Source organism: Terrabacter sp. Soil810 (assembly GCF_001429645.1).
GTDB lineage: Bacteria > Actinomycetota > Actinomycetes > Actinomycetales > Dermatophilaceae > Terrabacter.
The window spans coordinates 318,485-335,350 of the sequence record NZ_LMSW01000012.1 but is presented as its reverse complement, the minus strand read 5'-3'; the positions used below and the strand labels follow the sequence as shown (position 1 = coordinate 335,350).

14 protein-coding genes and 1 pseudogene are annotated in these 16,866 nt (G+C 70.8%); 7 read left to right on the top strand and 8 right to left on the bottom strand.

Annotation, left to right across the window (positions count from 1 at the left end):
• Window positions 1–2: 2 nt before the first annotated feature.
• Window positions 3–2,819, bottom strand: a complete 2,817-nt coding sequence (locus ASG96_RS23845; protein WP_057588612.1) for an McrB family protein — start codon at window positions 2,817–2,819, stop codon at window positions 3–5.
• Between the two features lie 347 nt (window positions 2,820–3,166).
• On the opposite strand from ASG96_RS23845, the gene ASG96_RS23335 reads away from it, so the two are divergent.
• Both ASG96_RS23335 and ASG96_RS16370 read left to right on the top strand, forming a co-directional pair.
• Window positions 3,167–3,799: a DUF6318 family protein gene (locus ASG96_RS23335; protein ID WP_235509196.1), complete on the top strand. Its 633-nt coding sequence runs from the start codon at window positions 3,167–3,169 to the stop codon at window positions 3,797–3,799.
• Between the two features lie 473 nt (window positions 3,800–4,272).
• Window positions 4,273–4,728 carry a hypothetical protein gene (locus ASG96_RS16370; RefSeq protein ID WP_235509195.1) on the top strand — a complete coding sequence of 152 codons (456 nt, stop codon included), beginning with the start codon at window positions 4,273–4,275 and terminating at the stop codon, window positions 4,726–4,728.
• Between the two features lie 98 nt (window positions 4,729–4,826).
• On the opposite strand, the gene ASG96_RS23330 is transcribed toward ASG96_RS16370, so the two are convergent.
• From ASG96_RS23330 to ASG96_RS16355, 3 genes are all read right to left on the bottom strand, one after another.
• Entirely contained in the window at window positions 4,827–5,474 is a 648-nt protein-coding gene (locus ASG96_RS23330; protein ID WP_057588610.1) for a hypothetical protein, read from the bottom strand.
• Complete coding sequence (locus ASG96_RS16360; RefSeq protein WP_157610931.1) at window positions 5,471–5,791, bottom strand: hypothetical protein; 321 nt, start codon at window positions 5,789–5,791, stop codon at window positions 5,471–5,473. Before ASG96_RS16360 ends, ASG96_RS23330 begins: the two co-directional genes overlap by 4 nt.
• Window positions 5,792–5,877: 86 nt before the next feature.
• Entirely contained in the window at window positions 5,878–6,312 is a 435-nt protein-coding gene (locus ASG96_RS16355; RefSeq protein WP_057588608.1) for a hypothetical protein, read from the bottom strand.
• A 97-nt stretch (window positions 6,313–6,409) separates the two neighbouring features.
• Here ASG96_RS16355 and ASG96_RS16350 point away from each other — a divergent pair, with 97 nt between their 5' ends.
• Window positions 6,410–7,807 carry an amidase gene (locus ASG96_RS16350; RefSeq protein ID WP_255359596.1) on the top strand — a complete coding sequence of 466 codons (1,398 nt, stop codon included), beginning with the start codon at window positions 6,410–6,412 and terminating at the stop codon, window positions 7,805–7,807.
• Window positions 7,808–7,907: 100 nt separating this feature from the next.
• Window positions 7,908–10,278: pseudogene (locus ASG96_RS16345) on the top strand (Tex family protein).
• A 49-nt stretch (window positions 10,279–10,327) separates the two neighbouring features.
• Here ASG96_RS16345 and ASG96_RS16340 read toward each other — a convergent pair.
• Window positions 10,328–10,708 (bottom strand): VOC family protein, encoded by a 381-nt coding sequence (locus ASG96_RS16340; RefSeq protein WP_056759188.1) that lies wholly within the window; start codon window positions 10,706–10,708, stop codon window positions 10,328–10,330.
• A gap of 131 nt (window positions 10,709–10,839) precedes the next feature.
• Here ASG96_RS16340 and ASG96_RS16335 point away from each other — a divergent pair, with 131 nt between their 5' ends.
• Entirely contained in the window at window positions 10,840–11,274 is a 435-nt protein-coding gene (locus ASG96_RS16335; protein WP_235506728.1) for an SRPBCC domain-containing protein, read from the top strand.
• Window positions 11,275–11,316: 42 nt separating this feature from the next.
• Here ASG96_RS16335 and ASG96_RS16330 read toward each other — a convergent pair whose 3' ends face one another.
• From ASG96_RS16330 to ASG96_RS16320, 3 genes are all read right to left on the bottom strand, one after another.
• Window positions 11,317–12,240: a universal stress protein gene (locus tag ASG96_RS16330; protein ID WP_056759190.1), complete on the bottom strand. Its 924-nt coding sequence runs from the start codon at window positions 12,238–12,240 to the stop codon at window positions 11,317–11,319.
• 174 nt (window positions 12,241–12,414) lie between these two features.
• Window positions 12,415–13,962, bottom strand: coding sequence for a S8 family serine peptidase (locus ASG96_RS16325; RefSeq protein WP_157610929.1), 1,548 nt, complete (start codon window positions 13,960–13,962; stop codon window positions 12,415–12,417).
• 207 nt (window positions 13,963–14,169) lie between these two features.
• Window positions 14,170–14,607 (bottom strand): ChaB family protein, encoded by a 438-nt coding sequence (locus ASG96_RS16320; RefSeq protein ID WP_057588606.1) that lies wholly within the window; start codon window positions 14,605–14,607, stop codon window positions 14,170–14,172.
• Between the two features lie 232 nt (window positions 14,608–14,839).
• On the opposite strand from ASG96_RS16320, the gene ASG96_RS16315 reads away from it, so the two are divergent.
• Window positions 14,840–16,303, top strand: coding sequence for an MFS transporter (locus ASG96_RS16315; protein WP_057588605.1), 1,464 nt, complete (start codon window positions 14,840–14,842; stop codon window positions 16,301–16,303).
• The gene (locus tag ASG96_RS16310; protein ID WP_057588604.1) at window positions 16,300–16,854 is read left to right on the top strand and encodes a universal stress protein; all 555 of its coding nucleotides are present in this window, start codon (window positions 16,300–16,302) and stop codon (window positions 16,852–16,854) included. Before ASG96_RS16315 ends, ASG96_RS16310 begins: the two co-directional genes overlap by 4 nt.
• The last annotated feature ends 12 nt before the right edge of the window (window positions 16,855–16,866 follow it).

The following is a 16,866-nucleotide window of genomic DNA, read 5'->3' as shown; positions in this document are numbered from 1 at the left end:
TGTCACGGCCTGGTCAGGTCGAACTGGCCGTAGCGGGCTCGGACGTTCTCCCAGCGGAACTGGGCCAGCTCGTGCTCGCGCCCGTAGAGCTGGTCCTCGATGAACGGGTAGACGTTGTAGTCCCAGATGCGGCGCAGCGTCGCCTCGTCGCCGTCGAGGCCGGGACGCATGAAGTAGCTGTGGCCGATCTGCAGGTGCGGGCCGCGCAGGGCCCGGCGCAGGTCCTCGTTGACGCGGTCGACGAGCTCGGCCACCCACACGGGGCCGTCATGGGCCTCGAGCCAGCGGCGTAGCAAGCCCTCCATCGGCCCGTCGTGCGGCATGAACGGCACGAAGTCGAAGCGCCGGCGCAGGGCCGCGTCGACGAGCGCGATGGAGCGGTCAGCGGTGTTCATCGTGCCGATGAAGTAGAGGTTGGGCGGCAGCTCGAAGCCCTCGTCGGGGCGGTAGCTCGTCTTGACCGAGTGCGAGCGGTACTCGAGCAGGAAGAGCAGCTCACCGAAGACGCGCGGCAGGTTCGCCCGGTTGATCTCGTCGATGATCATGATGTGCGGCGTCAGCGGGTCGGCCTCGGCCGCCTCGGCCAGAAGGGCCAGTGGCCCCTTGCGCAGCTCGTAGACCATCTGGCCCTGGTGGTCGATCTGCGGCCGGAAGCCCTCGAAGAAGTCCTCGTAGCTGCTGCTCGGGTGGAACTGGACGATGTCGCGCTTGGCCGGGTCGGGCTGCAGCGCCAGGGCGAACCGCTGCGCGAGGTAGGTCTTGCCGGTGCCGGGGGGCCCGTAGAAGATGACCTGCTTCTTCTCCTCGAGCAGCCCCTGGATCTCGCGGAGGAAGTCCTCCTCGATGAGCAGCTCCTGCGCGGCCTCGCCGAGCGCGTCGTGGTCGGGCATGAGCGCCTTGTCGGAGCGGCGCATGAGCCAGTACGCGAGCTGCGCCTGCCCCCACGGGTCGTCCGGCAGCAGCGGGTCCAGCGTCTGCTTGAGCAGGGCGTTGGTCTCGACGTGCGTGCGACCGCGGGACTTGCCCTCGGTCCACCGCGCCGGGCCCCCGAGGCGCCCGAGCATCGCGATCTTGCCGGAGTCCCCGCTCAGGGCGAAGAGGGGCAGCCAGTGCTCGGGGTGCGCGATGGCGAAGAGCTTGAGCACGACGCTCTCGCCGAAGCCCTGGACCGGCACGTCGTCGGAGCCGAGCACCCGGTTGATCCGCTCCTCGTCACGGCCGTCACCCCAGAGCAGGTCGCGCACCATGACGCGCAGCTCGTCGATGCCGGCCGCGTCGAGCGCGTTGATGCTGCTGATGAGGACGGACTGCGCGCCGATGTCGCCGTAGCCGCGCGTCGACACGATGCGCTTGAACGTCGGCAGGTCGAAGGCCTCGAGCCCCTCGCGCGACAGGCAGGCGGCGAAGACGCGCCGCTGCTCCTGGTGCCAGGCGTCGCGCTCGCTCGGGTAGGGCCGTTCGCTCTTGAAGATCTCGACCTCGCTGTCGAGGTCGACCATGGAGGCGAGCTCGAGGCTGGGGTCGTCGAGGGGGCCGCGCTGGCTCGAGGTCATGAAGCGCAGCAGCGGCGTCAGGGCGCGGGCCGTCGAGATGATGTCGTCGGCGAAGTCGGCCCGTCCGACAGCCTCGTCGCCCTTCCACCAGCGGCCGACGAAGGCCTCGCCGCCGGGGTACTCGCGCCCGACGGCCTCGAGCCGGTCGGTGCGGCCGTCCTCGTGGACGCGCAGGAAGGTCAGGCCGCGCGGCAGGTGCTCCTGGACGATGGTGCCGACCTCGCGGTGCTGCTGGTCGCTCTCGCCCTCCCAGCCGCCGTGCAGGCCGAACGCGACGCCTGACGGGGTGACCCAGAGGCGGAAGCCGGGCGCGCCGGCACCACCGACGAGGATCCACGCGGCATACAGGTCGGAGCGGTAGGCGGCGTCCTCCCCCGCGTGCTGCTGCAGCGCGAGGGTCGGGGCCTCGAGGTAGAGGCCCGTCTCGGTGGAGAGCCGCTCGATGAGGCTGTCGCTGATGTGGTCGGCCTCGCCGCGCAGCTGGCGGGCGAGGTCGGCGGCGCGGTCCTCGCGCTTCGCGTTGGCGTAGCCGGTCGACGGGCGGAAGTCCGCCGCGATCTCGGCCGCCTCGACGCACACGTCGAGCACCTTGGGGGCGATCCCGACGAACGCCTCGGTCTCCTTGAGGTACCAGAGGATGCGGGCGGCGTACTTCGGGTCCTCGGGGCGCAGGGCCGCGCAGAGGGCGGCGAAGGCGACGTAGCGCTCCGCGTGGCTCAGGCCGCGCTCGAGCCAGCCGAGCCGCTGGAGCATGTGCGGGGCGTTCTCCCACATGAGCGGCCACTCGCCGCCGTCGTCCGTGGACCAGAAGAGCGAGAGGACGTATGCCGTGTGGCCCGGTCCCGGGGCGCGCTGGCCGCGCGAGCCGCCGCGGGCGAGGAAGGCCTCCATGGCCTGGAGCTTGTCGCCGGCGTCCTGCGGGGACGCCGGGGTCTGCAGGGTCAGCTTGAGCAGACCGACGACCTCGGCGTACTCCTCCTCGGCCCGGCGCACGAGCGAGGCGAGCCACGGGCCCCCGATGGGCCCGAAGCCGACGTAGGGGCCGTCCTTGCGGGTCCACTGGTTCATCGCCTCCTTGAAGGCGACGAGGTCGCTCGAGGCCACGAGGTCGGCGAGGATCTCGCGCAGCTCGCCGTTGCGGGCGGAACGCTCGGAGTCGAGCTCGGCGAAGAGGGCCTGGGCGTCCTTGTCCGCCTCGGCGGCGCGCTCGATGAGGGCGTACTTGGCGCGCCAACGCTTGACGTCGACGGTGTCAGTGCGAGACATGGGGCTCCCTTGCACGCCCACTTCTAGGGCGCATAGCTACTGCACGCGTGGAGGTGCGCACAGGACCGCGAAAAGGTTACCTGCCGGTCGCCCATGCTCCGAACTCGTGGGTGTGTCGCCAGTGAGACCCGAAATCGCAGCGTCGAACGGCCCCTGACGGCAGCGAATCGCCACCATTGTCACCCGAGCACCGCGGCCCGGTGCAGCCGGGGTGCCTGTGGATGACGGACGGGGCTCAGGGTGCGGGTGAGGCACGATCGTCGTAGGTTGCCGTCGAGGACGAAGGGTGCGAAACGCACCTCACCCGACGCAACCGCACGATGATCGACGATCGACAGGGGACGCCGATGACCGCCGCCGCACGCTCGCACCGACACCGCACGCTCCTTGCGTTTGCCGCCACCTCCGTCGCGCTCGCGACGCTGGGTGCGTGCACGGGCAGCGACCCCGGTCCTGCAGTGACGACTCCCGCGTCCGGCTCCTCGTCCACGAGCTCGGTAGCTCCCGCGACGACCACGACGTCGAGCGCCCCCAGCCCCACCACCTCCGGCCCCGACTTTCCCGTAGGTCTGCCGGAGGCCGCCAAGGCCCACACCGCCAAGGGAGCCGAAGCCTTTGTAAGGCACTACATGGCGCAATGGAACCTGTCCTGGACCACACCTGACGCCAGGCTGCTTCCACCTCTATGCGATGAAGCAGCGGCAGCAGCTTGTGCCTCAGTCATCAAGGACGCGAGGGAGTACGAGGCGAAAGGGTGGAAGTACGACGGCGTTCCCGGATCAATCTCCAATGTCAAGGCACTCTCCCTGACCGCCGCCACCCAGAGAGTTTTGGCGCAGATCCAGCAACACAAGCGCCATGTGATCGATTCGGCCGGAAGCGTCAAAGAATCGTATCCAGAGAAGATCATTCCCCTTGTCTTCTACCTGACGTGGTCCAGGACCGGGTGGGAGCTGACGGATTTGCGACCGGTCTCGTGAGGCGCAGTCCTAGCGCTCGTAGAGTCGTGCTCACGAGCAGTGCAGTGCTTGCTGTCTCCCTCCTGACGGCACACACAGGTTGGGCCGGAGGAGGCATCGGAGGAGCCGTGAATAGCGGCGGCGCCTCCGCCACACTTTCTGTCTCCGACCTGAAGCATTTCCGGGCCGAACTCTTGAAAGCGTCGACGTCGGATGAGCCTCGCTGGAAGTACCGTGTGGCCGTCGCCAGTTGCGAGGTAGGCGGTAGCGGTGCATCCGACCTCTGCTTTCAAGCAGCCGTAGCGGCCTGCGCCGCGAACACCCCTGCTGAAGGCAGGGGGCCGCTGAGTGACGTCTTCCGTATGTGGGTTGAGGCCGATGGAACGCCTCTCCCCCCGCCGTCCGGATCACCCGACCCTGATGGATGGGTGAACGTCGGCTCGACCTGCCTGCCCCAGATGGTGCCCGGGGCAGCGCCGATGCCTACTGTCGAGATGATCGTCGAGGCGTTCCACCGGACAGCATGGGCCAAGGCGTCGATTTCTACGCAGCCCAAGGGCAACACGACTCTCGTCGGCCTCAAGACTTTCTACGCGGCGCAATGGGCGGGCAAAGGATTCGAACCCGGGGAGATCGACTCCATCGACCCCGCCACGATGTTCGGCTTCAACGTGGAGATCCGCCCGCGCCTCGAGTCCTTCATCTACAGGTTCGGCGACGGCAGTTCCTTCGGCCCGAGGACCTCGACGGGTGGGGTGTACCCGGACGGTGACGTCGTCCACGCCTATGCCAGGCCGGGGCGGTACGACACCTACGTCGACGTCACATTCGGTGCCCAGTTCCGCATCAACGGCGGTGCGTGGGTTGACATCCCCGACAAGGTGACCGTCAGACAACCGTCGACCACGGTGACGGTGCGTGAGGCGAAGGGCGTCCTCGTCAACCACTGACCCTGTCGGCGACGCGACGGCTCAAGGGCGTGTGCAGGTTTGGGTGCCCGAGCCCCGGAGGGTGCACGCAGCGGCAGGCGGGAGCCATCCGAGTCCGGTCAGAGCTTGTCCTCCGGTGGGACGGACTCCCCCGGCTGGTCGAACGCGAGCTCGCCCTGCGTGGGACCAGCTGCAGGCGCCGCGGTGATCTCGGCCCCCTGAGACTGGGATGCGTCGACCTCGTCGTCGCCGCCACCGTCGCCGTCCAGAGGCAGGACGGCATCGACGGCCGCCACCGCGTCCGGCTCGCCCACTCCTGCCAGGTCACCGTTCGGCGTGGCGTCCACGACGGGCACCACGTCGGGCGAGGTCCGTGGCATGAGCGCGTCCTCGTCCTGCGCGTCCCGATCCCAGGCCTCGGCGGCTCCCGGTTCCTCGGACACGGCCGTGTGGGCCCCACCGAAGCGGGTCGCCTCCTCCTCCGGACCTGCGTCGCCCGGAACCTCCTCGGAGGGGGCATCGGCCTCGGCGGGGAGCAGCCCATCGCCGACCACGGCGGCCAGATCGGCGGCCCCGACGACGCCGACGGCTCCGACCACGGGCGCGCCGGGTGCGACCACGGGAGCGACGTCCGCGGCGGCGCCTCCGTCGGCGTCCGTGCCCACCGGTCCCTCCACCGGGGGGGTCCGGCTCGCCCGCCTGACGGTGAGGAACCACGTGACCACCGCGCCGAGGACGAATGCGAGCACCAGCAGCAGCCACTTCATCGCGTGACCCCCGAACCGGCCGGTCCGCCGAGGTCGGCGAACGCCTCGTCCTCGGAGCGCGCCGGCACGAGCCGTCCGGTCACCGCGATGGCGACGAGCGACCCCACGACGAAGCCGACGATGCTCCACAGGAAGCCGCTCCAGAAGCCGCTGTCGCTACGACCGAGGAAGCCGAGCAGCACGGTCACGACGACCAGGGCCGCCCACCAGGCACCACCGATGCCGGTCCGGTACGAGCGCGTCACGGTCTTCCCACTGGTGTGGGCCTGCTGGGCCATCGGTCCTCCACGGGTCAGGCGTCGCGTGGTCGCGACCACGGCTTGGACGCTACCCCGCCGGTCCCCGGAGAGACAGGGAACGCCACGGCATCTTCCCCATGCCGTGTCCTGCTCCCCTGCCCGGCTCAGGCTGCGGCGCAGTCGCCCTCCGCGGGCAGCACGGCCACGGCGTCCGGTGCCGCGATGGCGACCGCGTGGAGCGTGAATCCTGTGGTGCGGCAAGCACCCTCGAAGGCCGCCCGCAGGTCGCGGTCCCGCGGGGTGGGCGTGGCCCGACCCGGCCGCGCGATCACCATGACGACGTCGTGCACGTCGTGTCGCGCCACCTCGGTCAGCAGCAGGCGCACCCCCTCGAGCACCTGGCCGACGTCCACCCGGCTCGGCTCGTCCGGCAGGCAGATCGGCTGGAGCAGTCGCCCGTTGGGGTGGCAGAGCAACAGGTAGGTCGCCCCGTCGGACCGTGTCTGCTCGGAGACGATGAGGTCGACCACCCCCTCGAAGACGTCGGGGTCGGTGATCGGTCGTTGGGCCCAGTCCCGCGGGAGCTCGTCGAAGCGCATGGGACGAGGGTGCCGTTGACCGGTGACAGTGGGTGAAGGTTGTCCACAATGGTTAGCGTGGGTGCACGCTCGGGGCACGGAGAGAGAGGCGCAGCACGTGGAACGCAGGCCCGCCTCCCTGACCGCCGTCGAGCTCATGTCGGCGTATGCCGCCGGCACCCTCTCGCCCGTCGAGGTGGTCCGCGACGTGGCCGAGGTCGTGGCGGCCCGAGAACCCATCCTCAACGCGCTGTTCGTCCACGACATCCCCGTTGCCCTCGAGCAGGCGGCGGCCAGCGAGCGTCGCCACCGACACGGCCTACCGCAGGGTGCTGTGGACGGCGTCCCTGTGACGGTCAAGGAGAACCTCGGGCGTGCAGGCATACCCTTACCGTCCGGAAGCGCAGGCGTCACCCCGATCGTGCCGCAACGGAGCAGTCCCGTGGTCGAGCGCCTCGAGGAGGCCGGGGCGATCGTGATCGGGTCGAGCGTGATGCCCGACTGGGGCATGCTGAGCTCGGGGGTGTCCAGCCTCCACGGCATCACCCGTTCGCCATGGGACGAGTCCCTGACGACAGGCGGTTCGAGCTCTGGGGCCGGAGCCGCTGCGGCCGCGGGCTACGGGCCGCTGCACGTCGGCACCGACATCGGTGGCTCGATCCGGTTGCCGGGGACGTGGCTCGGGCTGACGACGCTCAAGCCGAGCGCGGGACGGGTGCCGCTGGACGCGCCCTACCTCGGGAGGGTCGCAGGCCCGATCACCCGAACTGCAGCTGACGCGGCCCTGCTCCTCTCGGTCATCAGTCGCCCGGACCCACGCGACTGGACCAGCCTGCCGCCCGAGCTCCTCGAACCGCGTGCCCGGCCCTTCGACCCGGCGGGCCGACGCATCGGCCTGCACCTCGACGCCGGCTGTGGCCTCGCCGTCGACCCTGCCGTGCGCGGTGCCGTCGAAGAGGCCGCGAGCGTCTTCGCGAGCGCCGGCGCGACCATCGTCACCCTCGAGCCGTTCCTGCGCCCCGCATGGCTCGCCGACCTCGACCAGTTCTGGCGCATGCGCTCCCTCACCGAGCTCGAGTCCCTCGATCCGGCGGGACGGGACCGCGTGCTGCCGTTCGTCCGACGCTGGGCCGAGGGGGCTCGCGGTGTCGACGGGATGGCCGTGCTGCGCGACTACGCGAGCATCATGGCGATGCAGCAGGCCACCGTCGCCGCGACGAGTGCGGTCGACCTCGTGCTCTCGCCCGTCGCGCCGATGCCGGCCTTCCCGGCCGAGTGGCCGATGCCGTGGGGTGACGGCGACGAGGCGATGCCGCACATCGCCTTCACGGTGCCCTACAACATGTCCGGCCAGCCAGCGGGCACGACAAACTGCGGCCACATGCCAGACGGGCGCTGGATCGGCGTCCAGGTCTCGGGCCGGAGGTTCGACGACTCGACGGTCCTGGCCGCCCTCGCCTGGTTCGAGGACCACTGCCCTGACCGTATGCGCCCCCTGTGGCCCATCCACTCCTGACGACGGACGTCTGCCGTCAGGCCCTGCCCGACGACGCCCGGACCCAGCACGGCAGAATGCGGGGCCCGGTGTGTCGACGACCTCTAGGAGAACAGCCCCCGTGAACGTGCAGGTGAAGGTGCCGTCCATCGAACGTCGCATCGCAGAGGAGCTCGGCGTCCGCGACGGACAGGTGACTGCTGCCGTCGGCCTGCTCGACGGCGGCTCGACCGTCCCCTTCGTGGCGCGCTACCGCAAGGAGGTCACAGGCGGCCTCGACGACACCCAGCTGCGCACGCTCGAGGAGCGGCTCGGCTACCTCCGCGAGCTCGAGGAGCGGCGCGCTGCGGTGCTCGCCTCCGTCGAGGAGCAGGGCAAGCTCGACGACGCGCTCCGCGCCCAGATCCTCGCCGCCGAGACGAAGGCGCGGCTCGAGGACATCTACCTGCCGTTCAAGCCGAAGCGCCGCACCAAGGCGCAGATCGCCCGCGAGGCCGGCCTCGAACCGCTCGCCGACCTCCTCTTCGGCTCCCCCGACACCGACCCGACCGCTGCCGCGGCAGCGTTCGTCGACGCCGACCGCGAGGTCGCCGACGCCGCCGCCGCTCTCGACGGCGCGCGCGCCATCCTCGTCGAGCGCTTCGCCGAGGACGCCGACCTCATCGGCGACCTCCGCGAGAGGATCTGGAGGCAGGGCCGGCTCGGCTCGCGCGTCCGTTCCGGCAAGGAGGAGGAGGAGGGCGCCAAGTTCTCGGACTACTTCGACTTCTCCGAGCCGCTCTCGAAGCTCCCGTCCCACCGCATCCTCGCGCTCTTCCGCGGCGAGAAGGAGGACGTGCTCTCCCTGGAGATCAGCCCCGACGACCCCACCGTCGAGGCGCAACCCGGCCCGACGGCATACGAGCGCGCCATCGCGCACCGCTTCGGCATCGAGAACAACGGGCGCCCGGCCGACCAGTGGCTCGCCGACACCGTGCGGTGGGCCTGGCGCACGAAGATCCTCGTCCACCTCGGCATCGACGCGCGGATGCAGCTGCGTCGCGCCGCCGAGGAGGAGGCCGTACGCGTGTTCGCCGCCAACCTGCGCGACCTGCTGCTCGCGGCCCCTGCGGGCGCGCGCGCCACGATGGGCCTCGACCCGGGCTTCAGGACGGGCGTCAAGGTCGCCGTGGTCGACGGGACGGGCCGCGTCGTCGCGACCGACGTCATCTACCCCCACGTCCCCCAGCACCAGTGGGACCGCTCGCTCGCCACGCTGGCGCGGCTCGCCAAGGAGCACGCGGTCGACCTGATCGCCATCGGCAACGGCACCGCCTCGCGCGAGACCGACCGTCTGGCCGCCGACCTCATCAAGGCCCACCCGGAGCTGAAGCTGACATCGGCCGTCGTCTCGGAGGCGGGCGCCTCGGTCTACTCCGCCTCGGCCTTCGCGTCGCAGGAGCTGCCCGGCATGGACGTGTCGCTGCGCGGCGCCGTCTCCATCGCCCGGCGCCTCCAGGACCCGCTGGCGGAGCTCGTCAAGATCGACCCGAAGTCGATCGGCGTCGGGCAGTACCAGCACGACATCAGCCAGACCGCGCTGTCGCGCTCACTCGGTGCCGTCGTCGAGGACTGCGTCAACGCCGTCGGGGTCGACGTCAACACGGCGTCCGCTCCCCTCCTGACGCGCGTCTCGGGCATCACGCCCGGCCTGGCCGAGAGCATCGTCGCCCACCGCGACGCGACGGGCCCGTTCCGTACGCGGACGGCGCTCAAGGACGTGCCGCGCCTCGGCCCCAAGGCGTTCGAGCAGGCGGCCGGCTTCCTCCGGATCCCGGGCGGGGACGACCCGCTCGACGCGTCTGCCGTGCACCCCGAGGCCTACCCCGTCGTGCGGCGGATGCTCGAGTCGACCGGGCAGCAGCTCACGTCACTCATCGGCAACACCGCTGCGCTGCAGGCGATCCGGCCCGCCGACTACGTGGACGACACGTTCGGCCTGCCGACGGTCACCGACATCCTGAGCGAGCTCGACAAGCCCGGGCGCGACCCGAGGCCGACCTTCAAGACGGCCACCTTCAAGGAGGGTGTCGAGGAGATCAAGCACCTCAAGCCGGGGATGACGCTCGAGGGTGTCGTGACCAACGTCGCCGCCTTCGGCGCCTTCATCGACATCGGCGTCCACCAGGACGGCCTCGCCCACGTGTCGGCGCTGTCGAAGGGCTTCGTCCGCGACCCGCACGACGTCGTGAAGTCGGGCGACGTCGTCATGGTCAAGGTGCTCGACGTCGACGTGCCCCCGCAAGCGGATCGCGCTCACGCTGCGCCTCGACGACGAGGTGACGCCCGGCGCCCCCAAGGAGCGCGGCGGTCCGCGTGGCAACCAGGGTCGCGGTGGGCAGGGCCGCGGTGGGCAAGGACCCGCGGGCCAGGGCAACCGCCCCCGCCGGGACGAGGCACCTGCCGACAGTGCCATGGCCGACGCCCTGCGCCGGGCCGGCTTCACCGGCTGAGCTGCGGCGCCAGCGCCAGGCGTCGGCGTCAACCGCCAGCCGTCAGCCGTCAGGCGTCGGGGGCGGCGCGGTGGAAGACCGCCTCGACGTTGTTGCCGTCGGGGTCGCGCACGAAGGCGCCGAAGTAGCCAGGGTGGTACTCCGGCCACAGGCGCGGCTCGTGGAGCGACTCGGCGCCGAGCTCGAGTGCCTTCGCGTGGAAGGCCCGCACGGCGTCCACGCTGTCGGCCTGAAACGCACAGTGCATCTCGCGGTTGGGCTCGGTGCCCTGCCAGCGAGTGATCCAGAAGTCGGGGTGGCCCTCGGTGCCGTAGCCGATGGCCACCCCGACGTCCATCTGCCGGCCGTAGCCGAGGACGCCGAGGACCTCGTCGTAGAAGCGGGCGCTGGCGTCGAGGTCCGAGCAGTTGATGCCGTAGTGGTCGATCATGTCCCGAGGCTAGGCCCCAACAGGGTCCGAAGAGGTGCCCAAGACCCATTGTCATCCGGGCCAGTCTTTGGTCGACTGTCTGTGGTGGGTCCGGCCCATCAGGGGCCGGTCCGAACGACCCGGAGGTGCCCATGAGCAGTTCAACGCAGTCGATCCCCGAGAACGCAGAGGATGCCGAGCTCGAGGGATCTCCCGCGGGCGTGCACTCGACGCTGACCGTCGGGGCGCCCGTAGACCGGGTGTGGCAGCACCTCATCAGCGCCCGCGGCACCGAGGCCCTGCTCGGCCCGGGAGTCACGCTCGGCAACAAGGGCGAGTCGTGGCACAGCACCGACGGCCCCCACGGCGTCGTGCGCAGCTACCACCCGATGGAGCAGGTCCGCGTGTCGTGGCACCCGCACGAGGACGGCCCCCTCAGCATCGTCGACCTCCAGCTCAAGCCGGACGGAGACGGCACGCGGGTCGACCTCTACCACGAGGGCCAGGGTATCGCCGAGGACGGCGCCGGCGACAAGTCGCGCTGGGACGACGCCCTGGGCCGGTTCGCCCAGGCCCTGGACGCCTGACCCGGACGCTGGCCCGGGCGCCTGACCTCAGCGCGCTGACCCTCAGCGCACGACCATGACGGGGCAGGCCGCGTCGTGGATGGCGCGGTGGCTGACCGACCCGAGCAGCATGCCCGCGAAGCCGCCGTGCCCGCGTGAGCCGACGACGATCATCCCAGCCGTCGCACCGAGGTCGGCGAGCGACTGACCAGGGTCGCCGTAGAGCACCTCGGTCGTCACGATGACCTTCGGGTGCAGCGCCCGCACGCGATCGGCCGCGCGCAGGACCGACTGCTCGGCGTTGTCGCGGATCGCGTGGGTCTCCTCCGTGCCGCCCTTGGCGGTCTCGGCATACGTCCACGCCTCCATGGAGCGCGAGTGGGCGACGCGGACGATGTGGAGCACGGCGTTCTCCCGCGCGGCGACCTCGACCGCCGCGTCGACGGCGCGCATCGCGGCGTCCGAGTCGTCGATGCCCACGACGACGTCATGGCCGCGGCCGGGCCTCGGCGGTGACGGGACGTCGTCGGGGGTCTTGCCCTCGGGGCCGCGGAAGACGACGACGGGGCAGTGTGCGTGGGCCGCGACGGCATACGACGTCGAGCCGAGCAGGCCGGCGAGCAGACGCCCGCGGCCGCGGCTTCCGACGACGACGAGATCCGCGTCACTGGACATCTCGACGAGCTGGGCGGCAGGGCTGCCGAGCCAGTACTGCGTCGTGATCTGTGATGCGTCGAGCGTGGCACCGGCCCGCGTCGCGCCCTCGTCGACGAGCGCCTTGGCGGCGTGCTCGAGCGATGGCTCGATCTCGGACAGGTCCATCGCGGGGAACGCGGGCGTCGAGGCGAGGTTGACGCTGTGCACCAGGGTCAGGTGCTTCCCCTGCTGGCGAGCCGTCTCCGCGGCCCACTCGAGCGCGAGCTGTGATGATGCCGAACCGTCGTAGGCGACGACGATCCCGTACGTGGTCCGCACCTGGCCGTTCATGGTGACCCCTTCTGTCGGTTCGCGTGGCCGGGCCACTGCTCCGGCCACCTCCATCGTCCCGCCCGGCGTGTGGCCGTGGAGGGCTTTGTGACCACACAGACAGGCACCAGCCCAGGGAGGGCGTATGCCGTTCGGCCGGGTCGCGCGACCCGGCCGAACGGCATACGTGGCGGGTCAGCCGACGGCCTTCAGCGCGTCGATCTCACCTGCCCCGAACCAGCTGTTCTGCGCCAGCGTGCCCTCGCAGGTCTGCGGCGCACCGTTGTCGAGCGCCGGGAAGAAGGCGTACATCGAGACGTCCGTCGGGCACGGCATCGGGTTGACGGCATTCTGGAGCGCGGCAGACAGGGCGCCGCCGGACTTGCCGGTGACGCTGGCGATGAGCGCTGCCACGCCTGCTGCGTGCGGCGACGCCATCGACGTGCCCTGCTGGTAGCAGTAGGTCGCCCCGCTCGCGTCGACGACGCGGCGTGCCGCTAGGCACGTCGTGGTGAGGAGCGACGCCGGCCACGTCGACAGGACGCGCCCGTTGGGGGCGGCCGCCGTCGTCTGCAGGATGGAGTCGCCGCCCGGTGCCGCGACGTCGACCGCCGAGATGCCGTAGGACGAGTAGAACGACTTCATCTGCTTGTTGCCCGTGGCGCTGACGCCGACGACGCCCGGCACCTCGGTCGGGACGACGGCACACGCATTGCTGATGTCCCGGAGCACCGGGGTCGTGTCGTCGGGGCTCGTCGCATCCTGGGTCGGGTGCGACAGGTCGTCGGCCTGGTTGCCCTCGGCCGCGACGACGAGCACGCCGTTGTTCTGGGCGTACTTGATCGCGCGACGTTCGGCGGTCCAGATGGCGCGCTGATCTGCATCGTTGCGGCAGTTGAAGAGCCACGGGTCGGCGAAGTAACTGTTGTTCGTGACGTCCACACCGTGGGACCCGGCCCACATGAAGGCGCAGACGACGGCCTCGGGGAAGAAGTACCCGTCGGCGTTTCCGGCCTTGATACCCGCGATCTTGACGCTCGGCGCCACGCCAACGATGCCGAGGCCGTTGGCGGCCGCCGCGATGGTGCCGGCGGTGTGGGTGCCGTGGCCGTTGTCGTCGGCCGCGGCTGCCGCGCCCGGGACCGCCAGTCCGCTGACACAGTTCGCGCTGGCCCCCGAGTCGACGTTCGGCGCGAGGTCGGGGTGCGTGTAGTCGAGGCCGGTGTCGATGTCCCCCACGAGGACCGAGGGGTCACCGGTGCTGATCGCGTGGGCCTCGCCGACCTTGATCTGGGTCATGTCCCACTGGAGGCCCGACAGAGAATCGTTCAGGCCGGCGACACCATTGCCGTTCGTCCCGGTCTGCGTCGTCGTCGACGTGTCCGCGGTGTCGGCCGAGACCGCTCCGCCGTCGATCGCGCTGGCAAACCTCGTCGTGGCCACGGCGCCCTCGACGCCCTTGACCTTGCGCATCTTCGCGGCGAAGTCGGGACTGGCCGACCGCGCGACGACGACGCTGATGGGGGCGTAGGTCGCGACGACCTGACCGCCCGCTGCGGCGACGGCGCTCCCGGCGCCGCTCGTGGAGGTCTTCTCCTTGTACACGACCAGATAGGTCGAGCTGGCGCCCGTCGTGGAGGCGTCGGCCGACGCCACCCCGGTTGCGAGTGCTGCGGCCGCGACGACCGCGACCGCCCCGAGTACTGCAGTCCCCCGAGATCCACCCCTTCGTGAAACGGACATGGCTCTCTCCTCCGCGGCGGCGGCGTGTGCGTCCCGCCGCTCCGGACCGACTCCTGTGGCGGCCCAGTTGTCCACGCTAGGGCCCGCCGAGTCCTCGGCAACGGCCTTCGCCGCATCCTGACAGTCCGCTCGGAGGATGCTGGGACCGATTCGGGCCTTACGGGCGCCGGCGAGCGAATTCTGCCTTGCGGGTGGAGGACTCGTCCGTCAGTCCCGCCCCCGGGCAGCAGCCGTGGCGCGGTCGTTGGCACGCTGGATCGCCTCGACGAGCTCGGCCTTGCTCATGCGGGACCGGCCCGGCACCCGGAGCCGCCGGGCGATGTCGTAGAGGTGCTGCTTCGAGGCGTTGGCGTCGACGCCTCCCGCCGAGTCCCCGTCATCCAGGTGGGCTCTGGCGTCGGCGCCCCGGCGTTCGGCCTGGCGGTCGCTCGGCCCCTTCTCGGCCTTCTCCTCCCAGTGGTCGCCCACCTTCTCGAAGGAGTGCTTGAGCGACGCGAACGCGGTGCGGTGCGCGCGCTCTCCCTCGCCGTACTGCTCGACCGCGGCAGCGTGCGTGGCGAGCCACGTCTCCTGCGCCTTCCGGGGCGACCGCTCGAGGGTCGAGGGCAGGTCCGTGGCGCCACTCGTTCGCTTCCTGGCCGGCATGTCGTCCTCCTGCGCTGTCGAGGCAGGGCTCGCCGTGCCCCGCACCGGCCACGTACCCAGCCGGACCGCCCGCGACCACCCGACGGCATACGCACGCGGCTGCGGCAGGGGGCAAACCGTCACGAAGCACGTTCGTCGGGCACGCACAGGGGGTACGGACTCCGGCGGTCAGGACGCGGCGCCGCGCGCCCTGACCCGACGGTTCACAGCGATTCGGATCGAAGGAGATGGGATGAGCGAGGCTGTCGCACAACGCACGGACGGTGCCGTCAGGAGTCTGGTGCCCGCCCGCATGGACCGGCTTCCGTGGACGAAGTTCCACTGGTCGGTCGTTCTCGGACTCGGGGTCTCGTGGATCCTCGACGGGCTCGAGATCCAGATCGTGTCCGAGTCGGGCTTCCAGAAGACGCTCGGCATGTCGGCCGCACAGGTGGGCCTGACGGGCACCGTCTACCTCGTCGGCCAGGTCGTCGGGGCGCTGACGTTCGGTCGTCTGACCGACCGGCTCGGGCGCCGCAGGCTGTTCATCATGACCCTGGTCATCTACCTGATCGGGTCGGGCCTCGCCGGCCTCTCGCCGAACATGTGGTTCCTGTGGGTCTGCCGGTTCATCGCCGGCATGGGCATCGGTGGTGAGTACACCGCGATCAACTCGGCCATCGACGAGCTGATCCCGTCCCGGTTCCGTGGTCGCGTCGACATCGCGATCAACGGGACGTACTGGTTCGGCGCGTTCTTCGGGGCGCTCGCGAACCTCTACCTGCTCAACCCCGACAACGTCGCCGAGAACGTCGGCTGGCGGCTCGCGTTCTTCATCGGTCCGATCCTCGGCCTGTCGATCATCTGGCTGCGCCGACACATCCCGGAGAGCCCGCGCTGGCTGCTGACGCACGGTCGTGCCGACGAGGCCGATCGCACGGTCGACGAGATCGAGGAGCGGGTGCGCCGTGAGGGCGGCGAGATCCCCGAGGTCGACGACAGCAAGGCGATCCTCGTCAAGCCCGAGGAGTCCATGGGCCCCAAGGTGCTGTGGGACGTGTTCGTCCGGCGCTACGGTCGCCGCACGGTGCTCGGCCTGACCATGATGGTGACGCAGTCCTTCCTCTACAACGCGATCTTCTTCACGTATGCGTTGGTCCTGACGAACTTCTACGGCATCAGCAAGGCCGACACCTCGCTCTTCTTCCTGCCCTTCGCGGCGGGCAACCTGCTCGGCCCGCTGCTGCTGGGTCACCTCTTCGACACCATCGGGCGTCGCAAGATGATCTTCAGCACCTACACGATCGCTGGTCTCGTCCTGCTCGTGTCGGCCTGGGCCTTCCACGCCGAGATCCTCACGGCGACGACGCACACGATCTTCTGGTGCGTCTCGTTCTTCTTCGCGTCGGCCGGGGCGTCGGCGGCCTACCTCACCGTGAGCGAGATCTTCCCGCTCGAGGTGCGCGGCCAGGCGATCAGCTACTTCTTCGTCGTCGCCCAGTGCGCCGGCGCCGTCGCACCCGTGCTCTACGGCGCGCTCATCGGCGAAGGCACGGACCGCGGCCCGCTCACCTGGGGCTACGTCGCCGGCGGGGTGATCATGATCATCGGCGGAGCCGTGGCCCTCGCGATCGGGATCGACGCGGAGCAGAAGTCGCTCGAGGACGTCGCCGACCCGCTGAGCAAGGTCTCCGAGGAGTCAGGGGCGAGGGCATGAACCTCGCTGATCTTGGGCGCGAGCACACCATCGTCGTCGGGGTGAGCCCGACGAGCGGCTCCCCCGGGGCCCTTCGGTGGGCGGTCGAGCAGGCCGCGGTGCGCGGTGGCCGCGTCGTGGCGGTGCGGGCCTGGCGCCCGCACGCACCCGAGACGGCGACCGGCGGCCGGGTGCCGTCGGTCGTCTCGGACGACAGCGCCCTGGCTGCGGAGCAGTCGCGCCTGGCCGGGGACGTCGCCCACGTCCTCGGCCGCGACCACCTTGTCGAGACGCGGGTCGTCGCGGGCAAGCGGCGGGCCGTGCTCGCGGAGGAGGGCCGCCACGCCGACCTCGTCGTCATCGACGCCGGCCACTCCACCGAGGTCGGCGCCCGCTGGCTCGGAAGTCGGCTGGTGCGCGCCTCGAGGTGCCCCGTCGTCGTCGTGCCACCGGCGCTCGGCGGCCGCGGCCCCAGTGCCCTCGGCGTGACCGCCGGCCGGTTGGGTCGCTCGGTCGAACGCGCCGCCGGGACTGCCGGCCGGCCCGGCTTTCAGCGCCCGCCCTCGGGCTGAACACGCCGCCTC